This window comes from Olleya sediminilitoris, from assembly GCF_016785945.1.
Lineage (GTDB): Bacteria > Bacteroidota > Bacteroidia > Flavobacteriales > Flavobacteriaceae > Olleya > Olleya sediminilitoris.
In genome coordinates this window covers 14,507-31,962 of record NZ_JAEMEF010000002.1, presented here as the reverse complement: position 1 = coordinate 31,962, position 17,456 = coordinate 14,507, and the positions used below count along the sequence as shown (strand labels likewise).

The following is a 17,456-nucleotide window of genomic DNA, read 5'->3' as shown; positions in this document are numbered from 1 at the left end:
TTTAGTTTTGTACTGTTGTTTCTTCTTCTGTTTGTTCTACTTTAATATCTGTTCCCAGACGTTGCAGGTAAGCTATTACAGCAACAATCTCTCTGTTTCTCATTTCTACAAAATCATCTCCACCTTTTTTCTTACTAGCTTCATAAGACTTTGCAAAATCAGGATCTGTGTATAGGTTTTTCTCTATTTGTGTTCCTTGTGCTAACATTTCTGCTTTAGCATTAGCAATATCTTCTTCTGTATATGGTACACCTAACGACACCATAACTCTCATTTTATCTTCAATTTGAGATTTATCAAGTTCATCTTCAATTAACCATTGATATCTTGGCATAATTGACTTTTTATTCATCGCTTGAGGATCGTACATGTGGTTAAAGTGCCAGTTATCTGAGTACTTTCCTCCTACACGATGTAAATCTGGTCCAGTACGTTTACTTCCCCATAAAAATGGATGATCATAGACAAACTCTCCTGCTTTACTGTACTCGCCATAACGCTCTACCTCACTTCTAAAAGGACGTACCATTTGCGAGTGACACCCAACACAACCTTCACGTATATAAATATCACGACCTTCTAATTCTAAAGGCGAATAAGGTTGAACACTACTAATTGTTGGAATATTAGACTTAACCATTATAGTTGGTACAATTTGCACTACACCACCAATTAAAATAGCTATAGTTGCTCCAATTGTTAATCTAATTGGTTTACGTTCTAACCAGGTGTGCCATCCTTCTCCAGCGACACGTTTTTTAGACACACGTTGTAATGCAGCAGCTTCTGCTAGTTCATCTTCAACAGTGCTTCCTTTTCTTATAGTTTGAATAACGTTAAATACTAAAATTAGCATTCCTGTTAAATACAATGTTCCTCCAATAGCACGCATCCAATACATTGGCATAATCTCGGTTACTGTTTCAAGGAAATTACCGTATTTTATATTTCCATCTGGATTAAATTGCTTCCACATACTAGCTTGTGTAAATCCAGCTACGTACATTGGTAATGCATACATGATAATACCTAAAGTTCCTATCCAAAAGTGAAGGTTAGCCAATGCTAAAGAGTATAATTTAGTTTTAAATAATTTTGGTACTAGATAATAAATCATACCAAAAGTTAAAAACCCATTCCATGCTAATGCACCAACGTGTACGTGTGCAATAATCCAATCTGTAAAGTGTGCAATTGCATTTACATTTTTAAGCGATAACATTGGTCCTTCAAAGGTTGCCATACCATAACCAGTAATAGCTACTACCATAAATTTAAGTACAGGATCAACACGTACTTTATCCCAAGCACCACGAAGTGTTAATAACCCATTTATCATTCCTCCCCAAGATGGCATTAGTAGCATTACTGAAAATGCAACTCCTAAATTCTGAGCCCATTCTGGTAAAGCGGTATATAATAAATGGTGTGGTCCAGCCCATATATATATAAATATTAAAGACCAAAAGTGTACAATAGATAATCTGTAAGAGTAAACAGGTCTGTTTGCTGCTTTAGGCACAAAGTAGTACATTAACCCTAAAAATGGAGTCGTTAAGAAAAACGCAACCGCATTATGACCATACCACCATTGTACTAAGGCATCTTGTACACCTGCGTAAACCGAGTAACTTTTCATTCCTGTAAAACTTACAGGCATCTCTAAACTATTAAAAATATGTAAAACTGCAACCGTTACAAACGTTGCTATGTAAAACCAAATCGCAACATATAAATGACGTTGACGACGTTTTAGCATTGTACCAATTAAATTAGCTCCAAAAGCTACCCAAATTAAAGCAATAGCAATATCAAAAGGCCATTCAAGTTCTGCATATTCTTTTGAAGTAGAATAACCTAAAGGTAATGTAATAGCAGCACCAACAATAATTAACTGCCAACCCCAAAAATTAATATTACTTAATAAATCGCTATACATTCTAGCCTTAAGTAAACGTTGCGTCGAGTAATACACTCCTGCAAAAATAGCATTACCAACAAATGCAAAAATTACTGCATTAGTGTGTAACGGTCTTAAACGACCAAAGCTTAGCCATGAAATCCCATCAGTCATGTTTGGGAATAAAAACATGAACGCTAAAATAAGCCCTACAAGCATACCTACAACTCCCCAGAGCATAGTAGCATAAAGAAACTTTTTAACGATCTTGTTATCGTAATAAAATTGCTGCATTTCCATAATTAATTGTGATTAGTCTTTTTATTGTTTTTTGTTAGTGTGTGTTTGCTTTTAACCAATTCGTCATCAAAAAGCATACGTACAGATGGTGTATACCCATCATCAAATTGTCCATTTTTAACAGCCAGAATAAACGCTGCAAAAAAGCCTATTGCCACTATGACACTGACCGTAAGTAAAATATAAATAACACTCATACCTATTAAGAAGTTATGTTACAAAAGTAAATTAGAAGGGCTTTTTAAAAGATGACATTTATCATGTTTAAGCAGATTTATCAAAAAAAATTAAGATTATTTTAAGATTGTTTTTCGCTTTCGCGGAAATACAGCCATAAGTCGTTTTTTCATACCGAAACTTATGCCCTAACTCTAAACGTTTCTTCTACTAATGGAGACTGTTTTTCTACTTTAAAACCTACTGCAATCGTCGTCCAATCAAATTTGTAGCTAATGTTGTAAACACTACAATACTAATAGAACTTAAAGGCATTAAAATAGCAGCTATAACAGGAGCTAATTGACCAGTAACCGCAAAATATAATCCCACAACATTGTAACAAAAAGACAATACAAAGCTCCATTTTATAATTTTTATAGCACTTTTAGAAGCCTTAATATATTGATCTAACTGATTAAACTTACTTGCATCTAAAATGGCATCACAAGCAGGCGAAAACACATTAACATTTTCGGATATTGCTATACCAACATTACTTTGTGCCAAAGCTCCAGCATCGTTTAAACCGTCTCCAACCATTAACACTTTAGCTCCTTCAGATTGATGGTATTTAATATACTCTAGCTTATCATCTGGTTTTTGATTAAAAAGTAACTTTGTTTTTGCTGGAAGTAGTTTTTTCAAGTTTTCTAATTCGCCTTCATTATCTCCCGAAAGAATCACTAAATCATAATGCTTTTTTAAAGTATTAAACAACTTTGATAAGCCTTTACGATAACTGTTATAAAAAGTAAATTTACCTTTATAACTATCATTAGTACTAATATGTACAGCTGTATTTAGTATAGCTGTTTCGGTTTTAAAACCTACAAATTTAGCAGACCCTATTTTAATGTGGTTAGTATTATGAGTCGCTTCAATACCTTGTCCTAAGTGTTCTTCAAAACTATCTAAAGTAACAATAGCATTTTCCTTTAAAATATCATATAAACTTCTACTTAAAGGATGATTAGATCCTCTTAAAGTATTTTTAAGTAATGTTTCTTCCGTTTGGTTTAATGGTAAACCTTCATATTGAGCATCACTTTTTTTGTTAGAAGTTATAGTTCCTGTTTTATCAAAAATTAATGTATCAACATGTGCTAATTGCTCTAAAACTGATGCATTTTTTAAGTAGAATTTTTTCTTTCCTAAAATTCGTAATAAATTCCCAAAAGTAAAAGGTGCAGATAAAGCAATTGCACAAGGACATGCAATAATTAAAACCGCTGTAAATACATTTAAAGCTTTACTACTATCTAAAAATAACCATACTATTGTAGCAATAAATGCAATACTTAAAACTGCTATTGTAAAACGTTTACTAATAGCATTAGTTAACGTTGTAAATCCATCCTCTTTGTTTTTATTAAATACATCATTACTCCATAATTGCGTTAAATAACTTTGTTCAACAGACTTAATAGCTTCCATTTCAATAACTCCTGAGGTTTGCTTACCACCAGCAAATAACTTATCTCCAGATTGTTTTTTTACAGCTTCAGACTCTCCTGTTACAAAGCTGTAATCTATTTTAGCGTTTCCGTTAATTAAAATACCATCAACAGGTATCAACTCTTGATTTCTTATTAAAAGTCGATCTCCTTTTTGGATATCATATACCTGAACAGGTGTTTCTAAACCATTGGTTATTTTAGTAATTGCAATAGGAAAATAGGACTTGTAGTCACGCTCAAAGGATAAAAAAGAATAGGTTTTTTGCTGAAAAAACTTTCCTAATAATAAAAAGAAAACTAATCCTGTTAGACTATCAAAAAAACCAGAACCAAGGTCTAAAGCTATTTCGGCAGTACTTCTTATAAATAAAACAACTATACCAAGAGCTATAGGAATATCAATGTTTAATATTTTAGTTTTTATTGCTTTGTAAGCTGATACAAAATAATCCTGTGCAGCATAAAACACTACAGGTAATGAAAACGCAAACATTACCCATCTAAAAACATGTTTGTATTGTTCTAACCAAAACTCGTTAACCTCAAAATACTCCGGAAACGACAAAAACATAACATTTCCAAAAGCAAATCCTGCGACACCTAGTTTGTAAATTAAACTACGATTTACGTTTTCTTGACCTGTTTCATAATCGTCTAAACTAATATATGGCTCATAACCAACTGAGCTTAATAGAAGGACCAATTGTTTAAGCGAAAATGCTTCGGTATTGTAAGAAACTCTTACTGTTTTTTTTCCAAAATTAACTTGCGATAAAGTTATGGCTGTATTTAATTTATTGAGGTTTTCTAAAATCCAAATACAAGAACTACAATGTATATGCGGAATATAAAGTGTTACAATCTGAGTTTTATCATCTGAAAACTCGACTAACTTTTCAATAATTTTTTCTTGAGATAAAAAATCGTATTTACCTTCAATTTCTTTTGGAATAGCGCCTGGAGAAGACTGTAGGTCATAATAACACGTTAAATCGCTTTCTGACAAAATCTCATAAACTGTTTTACAACCTTGACAACAAAAGGGTTTATCTTCTAAAATAATAGTGGTTTCTGTACAATTATCTCCACAATGATAACATACTTTATAATCCATAATTTGCTCTTTTTACCTGTAACAAAGGTTACATTTTAAGCGCTTTTATTATATGATATTTGTCATGTTAGATATTACAAACTTTTGGTAAACTTCCAACAAATTAAGGTATGAGTAAATGTGAACAATGTATTGTTAGGCAATTTAATAGTTTAAAGACCTTAACTAAAGAAGAATTAATGCGAGTCTCTGCATGTAAAATAACAAAATTCATAAAAAAAGGAGATGTTATTTTTGATGAAGGTGATATTTTAAATGGTATTTATTGCGTGAGAGAAGGCGTTTGTAAAATGACTAAATTAAGCAAAAATGGTAAGGATCAAGTTGTAAAATTAGTAATTAAAGGAGGTATGATGGGACAACGCACTTTAGTTAGTGGTCAGTCTTCTAATTTAAAAGCTGTGGCAATTAACGATATGCAAGTCTGTTTTATACCTAAACAAGAAATCTTACATGATTTACATACTAATGTTGATTTTAGTATGGACGTATTAAAAAGAATGGCTTTAGATTTAAAGAATGCAGATAATAGTATTGTAGATATGGCACAAAAATCTGTAAAACAACGTTTAGCTGAAACTTTAATATATGTCAATAATAAATTTGGAATAGATAACAATGGGTATTTATCCTTAACACTATCTAGAGATGATTATGCAAGTATTGTTGGTACTGCTACCGAAAGTGCAATTAGAATTTTATCTCAGTTTAAAAAGGAAGGTTTAATAAGTACTAAAGGGAAACTAATAAAAATTGAAAATTTAGAGGCTTTAAAACATATTGAATAACATCTTCAAAGCAAAAAAGGATGTAATATAATATTACATCCTCTTCTATTTATAGTTCTTAGGGTAGGACTATTTTGGGCTAGATACCTTTATATAATCTATTACAAACTCTTCAGGAAAAACAGAATCATCCACTTCTGGACCACCAAAATTTCCGCCAATAGCTAAGTTTAAAATTAGATAAAAAGGTTTATCAAAAGGCCATGTTTGATCATTTTTAATTTCAGGAGAAAACGTATACACTAAAACATCATCTACATAAAATGTAATAGCATCTTTTGTCCATTTAGTTTTATAGTTATGAAAACCTTCTTCTATATTTTCTATTTTAGAAATTTTGGTATTTACAGACTGACCATGACTGTCTGGCGTGTGTAATGTAGTATGAATTTGATTAGGCATTTTACCTACGTATTCTAAAATATCAATCTCACCACAAGCAGGCCAAGTATTGGTGTCAATATCACTACCCAACATCCAAAATGCTGGCCACAAACCTTTACCTAAAGCTAATTTTGCTCTAACCTCTACTGTACCATATTGGAATTGGATTTTATCTTTAGTCGTAATTTTACCAGAATAATATCCAGTAGAATCTTTAGTTGCGGTTATAAAAAGCTTACCATCCTTTACTTGTACATTTTGTTTGGTATAGACTTGTCTTTCGTTATTTCCCCATCCACATAAATTAGGACATCCATCTCCAAGATCATAATTCCAATGGTCCAAATTTAATTGTTCGCCTTCAAATTGCTCTGTAAAGCTAAAAACTTCGGTTGTATCAATCTCTTTTTTAGCCTCTTTACATGACCAAAATAGAAGTACAATTAATAAAAATTTTAAATACTTCATTATAACTTAAATTTAGAGGTTAAATCCGCATAAGAATCACCACCAACAAAGACTTCAAAATCACCTTCTTCTACTAAATATTGTCCTTGATTATCAAAAAAACCAAGCTCTGCTTCAGTTAAGGTTAACTGTACAGTTTTAGTTTCTTTTGGTTTTAATTCTAATAATTCAAAGCCTTTAAGCTCTCTTACAGGTCTAGTAATGCTTGCAAAATTATCTTTAACGTATAATTGAACAACTTCTTTACCTTTAACATCACCAGTATTGGTTACATCAACACTGATAGTTACTTTTTTATCTTTACCATAAGTATTAGATACTTTTAAGTTAGCATAGTCAAAGGTTGTGTAACTTAATCCATAACCAAACGGATATAATGGTGTGTTCGCTACATCTTGGTAATGAGACCAGAACACAATATCTTTTGCTGGTAAGGTTGGACGACCTGTGTTTTTATAATTGTAATAAATTGGTACTTGACCTACATGTCTTGGAAATGTCATTGGCAATTTACCACTAGGATTATAATCACCATACAACACTTGCGCTATAGCATTACCGCTTTGGGTACCTAATTGCCAAGCCTCAACAATTGCAGGAATGTTTTTATCTGCCCAATTAATAGCTAAAGGTCTTCCATTATTTAAAACTAGTACAATGTTTTTATTGACTTTATAAATAGCTTCTAAAAGCTCTTGCTGAACACCTGGTAAACCTAAATCTGTTCGACTTCTACCCTCTCCACTTTGAAAACCATGTTCTCCTAAAACCATTACAACAACATCAGCTTGTTTTGCTGTTTGAATAGCTTTATCAAATCCCGAAGTGTCTTTGGTATTAATTTTTACTTCAAACGCAAACTCATTTTTACCAATAGAAACATCTGCTCCTTTTGCATAAGAAACAGTATTACCTGTATATTTATTTAAACCTTCTAAAACAGACACAGCAGTTTCGTCTTTTGCAGCTATACGCCAGCTACCCAAAGGGCTAGTCTTATCTGCAGCCAAGTCACCAATTAAAGCAATTTTTTGTCCTTCCTTTTTTAGTGGTAAAAGTTTATTTTCATTTTTTAGTAATACTATAGACTTTTTAGCCATATCTAAAACCGCATCATGAATAGTCTGACTCCCTATAACTTCCTTTTCTCTACTTTCATCCAAATATTTATAAGGATTTTCAAAAAGGCCTAACTCAAATTTTACGCGTAAAATACGACGTGCAGCATCATCAATAAGTTTAGGATCTACTTTGCCTTCATTTACTAAATTAGCTAATTCTTCAACATATAAATAAGATTCCATATCCATATCAGAACCAGCATTAACAGCAAGTTCTGCTGCATGCTTACCATCTTTAGCGTAACCATGAGCAATCATTTCTGTTATTGATCCCCAATCTGAAACAACAAAACCATCAAATTCCCATTGTTTTTTTAAAATATCACGTTGTAAATATTTATCTCCAGTTGCAGGAATCCCGTTAAGTTCGTTAAACGAGTTCATAAACGTCCTTACACCAGCGTCTTTAGCAGCTTTAAAAGGCGGGAAAATTATATTGTTTAAAGTTGAAGTACCTACATCTGCAGTATTGTAATCACGACCAGCTTCTGCAAAACCATAAGCCGCAAAATGTTTTGCACAAGCAGCTATTGAATAATGTGTTGACAAATCATCACTTTGAAACCCTTTAACTCTGGCAACTGCAATTTTTGACCCTAGATAAGTATCCTCTCCTGCACCTTCCATTACACGTCCCCAACGTGCGTCTCTTGAAACATCAACCATTGGTGCAAATGTCCAGTTTATTCCAGCTGCAGAGGCTTCTTTAGCTGCTACTTCTGCTGATTTTTTGATAGCTTCTAAATCCCAACTTGCAGACTCTGCTAATGGTATTGGACTTAAGGTTTCATAACCATGAATAACATCAAAGCCAATAATTAAAGGAATACCTAAACGCGTTTCTTCAACTGCTATTTTTTGAACTGCTTTAACATCTTTAACTCCTCTAACATTAAGCATTGATCCTACATAACCTTTACGTAAATGCTCATATTTTTTTGCTTGATCACCATTTTCAGGAACTGGTCCAGTAACGTCCCAAAATCCGTTATACTGATTCATTTGACCTATTTTTTCTTCAAGGGTCATTTTAGACAGTAATTCTGAAACTTTATCTTCAATATCTGAAGCCTGTTGTGATGTATTAGCGTCTTTTATAGCTAAGTCTTTCCCATTGTTTTCTTTACAAGAAAAAATGAGAAGACCTGCTATGACTAAAATAATATATTTATTAAATTTCATAATTATTGATAAAGTCTTATATAATCAATTTCCATTGAATCTTCTGTAAATGCAGGATCAACATCTCCTCCTAGGCTTCCTCCCATTGCTACATTTAAAATGAAGAAGAAATTATCGTTAAAAGGTAATGCGTCTGAGTTAATGACTGTATGAAACACCTCATTATCAACTGCTATTTTTATTACATCTGGTGTCCATTCTACAGTATAATTATGGAATTCTGATGTAGATGTTGGCACTGTAGTAGATCCACCATTTGCATTACCACCTGACATACCTGGATAATGTAAAGTACCTAAAGTTGTGTTTTTATCTTGACCTGTTTGTTCCATAATATCAATCTCTCCAGAATTTGGCCATCCAACAGTTTCAAAATTAGATCCTAACATCCATATTGCAGGCCAAGTCCCTTGTGCTACTGGTAATTTAGCTCTAACCTCTACTCTACCATAGGTGAACTGAAATAAATTTTGAGATTTAATTCTAGTTGAAGTATAAGAACCATTTTCAGCTTTAGCTGTAATTTTTAAATTACCACCTTCTACAATAACATTCTCTGAGCTGTTAGTATAAGTTTGTAATTCATTGTTTCCCCAACCATTATCTCCTGTTCCTAAATCATAGGTCCAATTTGCTGAATTTGGGGCTCCATCTACATCAAATTCATCTGACCAAGCTAAAGTATTATATATAGTTTGAAGTTCGTTTGAAGCACCTTCTTCTTCTGAAGTTATTATAAACCACCAATCAAATTCGCTATTTCCGTCAGTAGTTCTTATAGTTAACTCATTAGGAATGTCACGCGCAAAAATTTCATATCTATGATTACCACCTGTATAATATCCAATAAAACCTAAATTAGATATATTAATGGTTTCAACTCCTCCTGGAGCTGTGATTACCCATGTTTCAGAATAATCTTGGTAAGGATAATTTTCAATGTCTGCTCCATTTGGTGTTTCACTGTGTGGACCTAACTCATTAACTAATGGATCACGTCCAAAAATAGTTCCTGAAGTATCAGTAGCAGGATCATCGTTGGTACTATTAACAATGTGGGTAAATGTACCATCTTCGTTAAAAATAAAACGATCGTCATACATTCCAGTTGCCGATTTTTCTCCTGGAGCTGCTCCATACCATTCTGCTGCTACGGTTCCGCCAACAGGACCTAAACCAAAGTGTCCATTTTTTTCGGATTTAATCCTCCAAGTTTTAGAACCATCACCAACTAAAGCATCTAATAAATCTGCAGGAGGAGAATAAGTTGCTAAAACTTCTACTTCAATCGTACTTGTTGTAGATACACCAGCTGTACCATAAGCGACTACAGCTACAGTGTATGTGTTAACTCCTAAATCTGAAAATGTAAATGAAGTTGAACCTGAAGGTGCATTTAATTGACTTGTTCCAAAATTATACTTATAACTTAAAGCATTGTCTGCTGTTGCATTAAAATGTACCAGTCCACTACCATCTCCATTAGGGTTAGAGGCATCTTGACCAACAATTGTTGCCGTAACAACAAGGTTACTTGGCTCTACTATCTCTCCAAAGGTTTGATCTTCTTCTTGACAAGCAAAAATAACCGTCAACATTAAGACTAGTAGACTAAAATTATATGTTATTCTTTTTTTCATTGTAACTCTATTTTAGTTTGTTAGCATTATATCATCAAAGTAATATGCATCATCATTACCATTAGCTCCAAAATTTGGAAAAATAACAATAGTATCATACGACTCTGAAGCACTAAATCCAACTCCTGTTGTTAAATCGAAAGTAAGCTCTTCCCAACCATTTGTTACAGTTGATACAGCGTCTACTTCGACTACAATAGTTGGATTTCCATTTGCATCTGGAGTTGAAGATGAGTCTTCTAATTTAAATCTAAAAGTTGCACCTGCTGTTGAAGACCAAACTTTCATTTTAACAGTTGTTCCGTTTGAGAAATCCACTGCTCCATCTAAATCCATTGATGCACCTGCCCAAACTTGCGCTCCAGCAGTTTTAATTAATTCTAAAACATTTGCACTAGTATTTATTCCTGAAGCATCTGGATTAGTAATGACAGCAGCTGGAATTGGTCCAAATCCTGCGTCACCAAATCCAGTCCAAGTGTAAGTTAAATTTGAGTTTTCAAAATTAACTGGTATTTGATTATTGTTTGTTGTATTAGTTAACTGGATATCATCAAAGTAAAAGATTTCTCCATTTCCTCCAGTATTAAAGTTTGGAAAAATCACAACCCTGTCATAAGACGCAGTTGTAGTAAATCCTGCCCATGTTGTCAAATCAAAAGCTAAAACCTCCCAAGCATTTGTTACAGTTGAAACTGCATCTACCTCTACAACAACTGTTGGATTACCGTTAGCATCTTGAGTAGAGTTTGAATCTTCCATTTTAAATCTAATGGTAGATCCAGCTACTGGAGACCAAACTTTCATGTACATAGTTGTACCGTTAGTAAAGTCTACTGCTCCGTCTAAATCCATTGATGCACCTGCCCAAACTTGCGCTCCAGCAGTTTTTTCAATTTGTACAACATTTGCACTTGTATTAATACCTGAAGCATCAGGATTTGAAACTACTGAAGCAGGAATTGGTCCAAAACTAGCATCACCAAAACCTGTCCATTCATAAACTAAACTAGAAGATTCAAAATCCACAGGCAAACTTGGTAATGTAGAAACCTCCGGTTCTTTATAGAAATAAATATTATCTAAAAATAAAGTTCCTGAACCTACAAATTTAAACTGATGTAAATCATTTATACTTAAACCTTGGTCTGTAAAATCTGACAACGGAATATCAAAACTATTCCATTGGTTTGATTCTAATAATTTAGTAACCTGTTGCTCACCTGAAGCAACACTTATAGGATAAATTTCTACTTGGGTTGCATCAGGAGTCCATATGTCAATGTGTAACATTTCCATTGCAGACGCGTCTACTTCTTCTCCGTATTGAATACCTTGATAATTTAAATTACCATATTTAATAGCTAAATCACCAGCAACATCAACCTCTTCAAATGTTGTTTGTTGTCCCCAATTTGGATAAAAATCTGTTCCTGCAATGTTTGCATAAGCACCTGAATAAATTGAAATAACATCTTCAGGTTGTCTAGCAGGAGCAGTTGGTGCTGCTACTAAAGGTGCTAAAATTTCTGTGACTTCAAAATCCTCTGTATATGATATGGTTTCAATTGCACCACTACTTGCTGTGACTGTTATGGTGTAAACACCTGCAGCATCGTATACGAAAGAGGTTGTTTCACCAATAGTATTAGTAATAACTGTACCTGCAACATCACCAAAATCTACATCATAAGATATTGCGAAATCTGCAGTAGCTATTACATTAACTTGTCTAGATACTCCTAAATCATTCTCAATTGTTACTAATAGGTTTTCAGGAGCTTGAAAAGACACCACAATTGTTTGAGCTACTGTAGTTGTTTTTCCGTTAATACCAGAAGCAGCAATAACTATTTCATAGGTACCTTCTGCATAGGTATGTTGTGTACTTTCTCCAGGATTTAATTCGCCTGAATCTGTACCAGAACCATCACCATAATTAACTCTGAATTTAGCTACATTTTCTCCTGTAGGTGTAATTGTAACTACTCCTGAATTATCTTGAGTAATTGTTACTACTGCTGCTACATTAGTTGGTGCTGGTAGAGCACTAACATCTGGTAAGTCATCATCTTTTTCACAACCAATAAAGGCTGAAATAATCATGAATAAACTAAGAATGTATTTGAAATTTTTCATATTCTATTGAGTTTTTAATTTATATACTTTTTAATAACCAGGGTTTTGTGCCCAGCGATTACCTGTTAATTCTATTTCGATTTGAGGAATAGGAAATATTTCATTTTTTCCTGTTACAAAACCATCTATTTCTGAAGCAGCACGACCTGTTCTTACTAAATCAAAAAAGTGATGTCCTTCTCCTACTAACTCTACACGACGCTCATGATAAATAGCTTGAGTTAATGTACTTCCTGTTGACGTTATATTATGATCCATATCTCCAAAAGCACGTTGTCTTACTAAGTTAAGATAATTTTGGGCTCTATCGTCTGCAATAGACCCTCTGTTTAAAGCTTCAGCAGCCATTAATAAAACATCTGCATAACGAATAGCTCTATAGTTATTAGGATTAGTCAAGTTTTGATCTCCAATATTTGAATCTCCTTGACGCGCAATATATTTTCTATTATAATATCCTGTGTGCTCATATCCTGTACCATATGTAGCTCCTGTTGATGCTGACCAAGCTTCTATATCTAATATTGCTGTATCAATTCTTGGATCATCACTTTCAAACTGATCTACGACCTCTTGAGTTGGAACGTTAAAACTAAAACCAGAATCAAACTCTGGACCATTATAGTTTCGAATACCATTAAAACCTACAGCGACATTACCTTCACTACATTGTAAACAAGCAAAACCTGCACCTTCTAAATCTGAATATTGCACTTCAAAAACGGACTCTATGTTATTTTCATTATCATTTTCAAAAATGGTTGAATAATCTGCTACTAAATCATAAGGACCTGAAGTAATTAGGTCTTCTAATACTAAAGCTGCATCACCAAATTTTTCTTGATATAAATAGACTTTACCCAATAGTGCTTGTGCTGCACCTTTGGTTATACGTCCTATTTGAGATTGCATATAAGGTAAATTATCTGAAGCATACATTAAATCTAACTCGATTTGAGCGTAAACATTTTCTTTTGGTGTTCTGTCAACTTCAAATTGATCTCCAAATAAGAAACGTTGATCTACAATTAATGGCACATCACCAAACCATTTTACTAATTCAAAATAATAATATGCTCTTAAAAATCTAGCTTGAGCTAATACGTTTTCTTTACCTGGAAAATCAGTTTTATTTTGAAATTCTAAAATGTAATTTGCACGATTAACACCTGCAAACATCCAACCCCAAATAGACCTTAGTTGTTCGTTATTGGGAGTATGAATCATATCATCAATTTGTTGAAAACCTGGCACATCAGTTGCGCTTTCCCCTCCTGCCAAAGTATTATCTGAAGCAATTTCTCCTAACATAACATTTAAATAAGTGGACTGTAATAAGTCATAAGCACCTATTAAGGCATCTTGATAATCTTGTTCTGAATTAAAATAATTTTCTGAACTTTCATTTTGTGATTCGACATCAACAAAATCGTCACTACAAGACACAGTCATCATAACTGTAGCTATAAATAGTATTGTATATTTTATATTTTTCATGTCTTAAAATTTTACGTTTGTTCCAATTAAAAATGTTCTTGGATTTGGATAAAACCCATAATCTATACCTCCTCCAATTGGTGCTCCATTTGAAGTCGTTGGATCAAAACCTCTATATTTAGTCAGTGTAAAAACATTACTAACAGACACATATAATCTGATGTTATCTAACCCTATACTATCCATTTTATTTTTATCAAAGGTATAGCCCAATTGCATGTTTTGAGCTCTTAAAAATGATCCATCTTCTACAAAGTAATCAGAAAAAACACTATTAGAAGTTGCACTATTTGTTACTCTAGGATCACTATTAGTACTTCCTGGACCTGTCCATCTGTCTAATACATATGATGTTAAATTTGTTTTGGAACTATTACGGTCATAATTCCTTACTATATCATTACCTATTGATGCAAAGAAATAAGATTGAAAATCAAAGTTTTTATAATCAAATGTAATATTTAATCCCATAGTTACATCTGGAATTGGATCTCCAATAAATGTTCTATCACTATCGTCTATAACACCATCTTGATTAACATCTACAAAACGTAAATCTCCAGCTTCAGCATTTGCACCCAAAGCTAATTGTGACGGATGTGCATCAACCTCTTCTTGTGATTGAAATACTCCATCAGTCTGTAATCCATAAAATACACCTATTGGTTGCCCTTCTTGCATTCTTGAAGGCGGTAGTTGTCCAATACCGAAACTTCCACCAGTTACATAACCTATACTATTATCTACTTGTAGAACTTCATTTTTAAGAGTTGCAAAATTATAACTAATATTAAATTTAAAATCATCGGATAATTGCTCTTTATAACTAATCTGAAATTCTAATCCGCTGTTTTGAACTGTTCCTGCATTTACAATTGGATTACCTGAACCTGGAGCTGCAACACCTAAAATAGTAGAACTTTCTACTTGAAGTAATAGGTTTTCGGTTTTGCGATTAAAATAATCTGCAGAAATATCAATTTTGTTATTAAATAGTCTAGTTTCAAATCCAATATCAAATGCTTTTTGTTCTTCCCATTTAACTTCTGGGTTTGAAATACGACCTATAGCATTACCCAAAGCTAATTGATCTTCAAAAACATAGACGCCTTCTCCATCTAACAGAGATTCAAATGCAAATGCTGGGATCCTGTCATTACCCAAAATTCCATAAGAGCTTCTAAGTTTTAAAAAGTTGATTGTATTATTTTTTGATAAAAAATCTTCATCTGAAACAACCCAGCCAACAGATCCAGAAGGGAAAACACCAAACTTATTTTCAGGCCCAAATGCAGTAGAACCATCACGTCTTACTACTGCTGAAAACAAATACTTCCCTTTATAATTGTATTGTAATCTACCAAAATAAGATAATAATCTAGAGTCGTAAAAACGGTTACTAATTTGTGAATAAGGGTCCGTAATTGTGGTTGCATCATTAATATCTGCATCACTAAAAGCAGTATTAATTGGCATACCGTCTCCAATTGCTAAATAATAATCTCCTGTTGTTTTAAAAACTGAGGTACCTAAAGTTGCTTTTATATTATGTGTATCATCATTAAGGGACGTTTCATAATTAATAAAAGCATCAAAAGTATAATCTCTAAAAAAAGATATCCCTTCAGTAAATTGAAGATTACTAGTATTGTCAAATACAGAACCATTACCATACTCTACTAGAGGATTAAGTCCTCTTGTTCTAACTTCAGAATAGTTCCATTGATAATTTGTTTCAGCTGAAAAACCATTCAAAAATTTATAATTTAAGCCAAATACACCACTAATCTTATCTACTTTAGTCCTATTATAAGTATTTTCTATTTGTTTTAATGGATTAACAACTTCTATTGGATAACCCTCTGACGAAGTATATTCTCCATTTTCGTCTCTTGGAGTGTCAGTCGGAGCAAAGTTGACAGCATTAAATAAAACCGAACCTAAACCACCTTCTGACAATGCTTTTCTAATTGTACCTGTATAAATTAAGTTAGCTTTAAAGTTTAAATCTTCAATAATTTCTAAACCGTAATTAGCACGAGTCGTATATCTTGTAAAATTAGCTTTACTTCCTCCAATTATTCCGTCTTGAGTTAATAATGACGCTCCAAATGAATAAGTAGATTTTTCAGTACCACCACTAGCTGTTAATGCATTACTAAAAATTGGTGCTGTTTGAAAAATTTCATCTTGCCAATCTGTACCTCTATTTAAACCATAAACATCTGAAAATATTAAGTCGTCACCACTTGCTGTTGCAGCTTCATTTTTAATTAAAGCATATTCTGTCGCGTTTAATAAAGGTATTTTTCTAGTTGTTTGTTGAAAACCAACGTAAGAGTCATAACTAAATGTCATACTTTTATTTTTACGACCAGTTTTAGTAGTAATTAAAATAACACCATTTGCTGCTCTTACACCATAAATACCAGCTGTAGCATCTTTTAAAACAGTATAACTTTCAATATCATTTGGATTAATTACACTTAAGTCTTCAATCACGTTTCCATCAACTAAAATTAAAGGTTTATTATCTCCATTAGTAGAAATACCTCTAATTCTAATATCTGAAGCACTTCCTGGAGCACCAGATTGAGCTGTTATATTAACACCTGCTACTTGACCTTGTAAAGCTTGCTCTATACGTGTAGGTTTTAAAGCTTCAATAGTTTCACTTGAAACAGTAGCTACAGCTCCTGTTACTTCTTTACGTTTTTGAGTACCATAACCAATTACGACAACTTCTTCTAAAGCTTCAATGTCTTCAGTTAATTGTACATTTAATGTGTTACCATTAGTAATTACAACTTCTTTTGTTTTGTATCCTACATAAGAGAATACTAAAGTTGCATTTTTTTGAACATTATTAATACTATAGTTTCCGTCAAAATCTGAGGTCACACCATTGGAGGTGTTTTTTACTATAATGTTAACGGTAGGAATGGGAAAACCATCCTGAAGACCAGTAACATTTCCGGATATTGTATACTCTTGAGCGGAAACAAATAGAGTAAATAATATTAGTAGAAATGAGAAAATAGTTTTTTTCATATGATAAAGTTTTTGTGCTTTTATCAAAATTATTGAGATATAATGATAATTTGACAAAATTAACCGCTACAAAAAACATACATGACAAAAAAAATCACAATAAAACTTGTTAATCTTATATCTATAAAGCGTTAACGTTTATTTAATGACACTATATTAACACTACTAAAACGTTGTAAATCAAGGTTTGTATAGG

The 17,456-nt window shown here is 32.8% G+C and carries 10 protein-coding genes; 1 reads left to right on the top strand and 9 read right to left on the bottom strand.

The features are described 5' to 3' along the window. Position 1: 1 nt before the first annotated feature. The 3 genes from ccoN to JAO71_RS02455 all read right to left on the bottom strand — a co-directional run bounded on the left by ccoN (position 2) and on the right by JAO71_RS02455 (position 4,990). On the bottom strand, positions 2–2,200 hold the full coding sequence (ccoN, locus tag JAO71_RS02465) for a cytochrome-c oxidase, cbb3-type subunit I (protein WP_116822990.1): 2,199 nt from the start codon (positions 2,198–2,200) through the stop codon (positions 2–4). A 2-nt stretch (positions 2,201–2,202) separates the two neighbouring features. Then, on the bottom strand, positions 2,203–2,397 hold the full coding sequence (gene ccoS / locus JAO71_RS02460) for a cbb3-type cytochrome oxidase assembly protein CcoS (protein WP_028291037.1): 195 nt from the start codon (positions 2,395–2,397) through the stop codon (positions 2,203–2,205). A 220-nt stretch (positions 2,398–2,617) separates the two neighbouring features. Next, positions 2,618–4,990, bottom strand: coding sequence for a heavy metal translocating P-type ATPase (locus tag JAO71_RS02455; RefSeq protein ID WP_202998596.1), 2,373 nt, complete (start codon positions 4,988–4,990; stop codon positions 2,618–2,620). A gap of 110 nt (positions 4,991–5,100) precedes the next feature. On the opposite strand from JAO71_RS02455, the gene JAO71_RS02450 reads away from it, so the two are divergent. After that, positions 5,101–5,778 carry a Crp/Fnr family transcriptional regulator gene (locus tag JAO71_RS02450; protein WP_116822992.1) on the top strand — a complete coding sequence of 226 codons (678 nt, stop codon included), beginning with the start codon at positions 5,101–5,103 and terminating at the stop codon, positions 5,776–5,778. Positions 5,779–5,847: 69 nt separating this feature from the next. Here the strand turns inward: JAO71_RS02450 and JAO71_RS02445 are convergent, their stop codons facing one another. The 6 genes from JAO71_RS02445 to JAO71_RS02420 are packed head-to-tail and all read right to left on the bottom strand — an operon-like array spanning position 5,848 to position 17,260. Further along, positions 5,848–6,630: a glycoside hydrolase family 16 protein gene (locus JAO71_RS02445; protein ID WP_202998595.1), complete on the bottom strand. Its 783-nt coding sequence runs from the start codon at positions 6,628–6,630 to the stop codon at positions 5,848–5,850. Further along, positions 6,630–8,933, bottom strand: coding sequence for a beta-glucosidase BglX (gene bglX / locus JAO71_RS02440; RefSeq protein WP_202998594.1), 2,304 nt, complete (start codon positions 8,931–8,933; stop codon positions 6,630–6,632). Before bglX ends, JAO71_RS02445 begins: the two co-directional genes overlap by 1 nt. 2 nt (positions 8,934–8,935) lie before the next feature. Then, entirely contained in the window at positions 8,936–10,573 is a 1,638-nt protein-coding gene (locus JAO71_RS02435) for a glycoside hydrolase family 16 protein (protein WP_116822995.1), read from the bottom strand. Positions 10,574–10,585: 12 nt separating this feature from the next. Beyond that, positions 10,586–12,712, bottom strand: a complete 2,127-nt coding sequence (locus JAO71_RS02430; RefSeq protein WP_202998593.1) for a carbohydrate binding domain-containing protein — start codon at positions 12,710–12,712, stop codon at positions 10,586–10,588. Positions 12,713–12,742: 30 nt separating this feature from the next. Continuing rightward, a complete protein-coding gene (locus JAO71_RS02425) occupies positions 12,743–14,209 on the bottom strand; it encodes a RagB/SusD family nutrient uptake outer membrane protein (RefSeq protein WP_054851282.1) in 1,467 nt (488 codons plus the stop codon). Between the two features lie 3 nt (positions 14,210–14,212). Next, positions 14,213–17,260, bottom strand: a complete 3,048-nt coding sequence (locus tag JAO71_RS02420) for a SusC/RagA family TonB-linked outer membrane protein (protein ID WP_202998592.1) — start codon at positions 17,258–17,260, stop codon at positions 14,213–14,215. Positions 17,261–17,456: the final 196 nt, after the last annotated feature.

What these genes read in the sequence shown, in the direction of transcription:
- ccoN (WP_116822990.1), bottom strand. Translation starts at nt 2,200, where the DNA reads ATGGAAATGCAGCAATTTTATTACGATAACAAGATCGTTAAAAAGTTT.
- JAO71_RS02450 (WP_116822992.1), top strand. Translation starts at nt 5,101, where the DNA reads ATGAGTAAATGTGAACAATGTATTGTTAGGCAATTTAATAGTTTAAAG.
- JAO71_RS02420 (WP_202998592.1), bottom strand. Translation starts at nt 17,260, where the DNA reads ATGAAAAAAACTATTTTCTCATTTCTACTAATATTATTTACTCTATTT.
- ccoS (WP_028291037.1), bottom strand. Translation starts at nt 2,397, where the DNA reads ATGAGTGTTATTTATATTTTACTTACGGTCAGTGTCATAGTGGCAATA.
- bglX (WP_202998594.1), bottom strand. Translation starts at nt 8,933, where the DNA reads ATGAAATTTAATAAATATATTATTTTAGTCATAGCAGGTCTTCTCATT.
- JAO71_RS02425 (WP_054851282.1), bottom strand. Translation starts at nt 14,209, where the DNA reads ATGAAAAATATAAAATATACAATACTATTTATAGCTACAGTTATGATG.
- JAO71_RS02435 (WP_116822995.1), bottom strand. Translation starts at nt 10,573, where the DNA reads ATGAAAAAAAGAATAACATATAATTTTAGTCTACTAGTCTTAATGTTG.
- JAO71_RS02455 (WP_202998596.1), bottom strand. Translation starts at nt 4,990, where the DNA reads ATGGATTATAAAGTATGTTATCATTGTGGAGATAATTGTACAGAAACC.
- JAO71_RS02445 (WP_202998595.1), bottom strand. Translation starts at nt 6,630, where the DNA reads ATGAAGTATTTAAAATTTTTATTAATTGTACTTCTATTTTGGTCATGT.
- JAO71_RS02430 (WP_202998593.1), bottom strand. Translation starts at nt 12,712, where the DNA reads ATGAAAAATTTCAAATACATTCTTAGTTTATTCATGATTATTTCAGCC.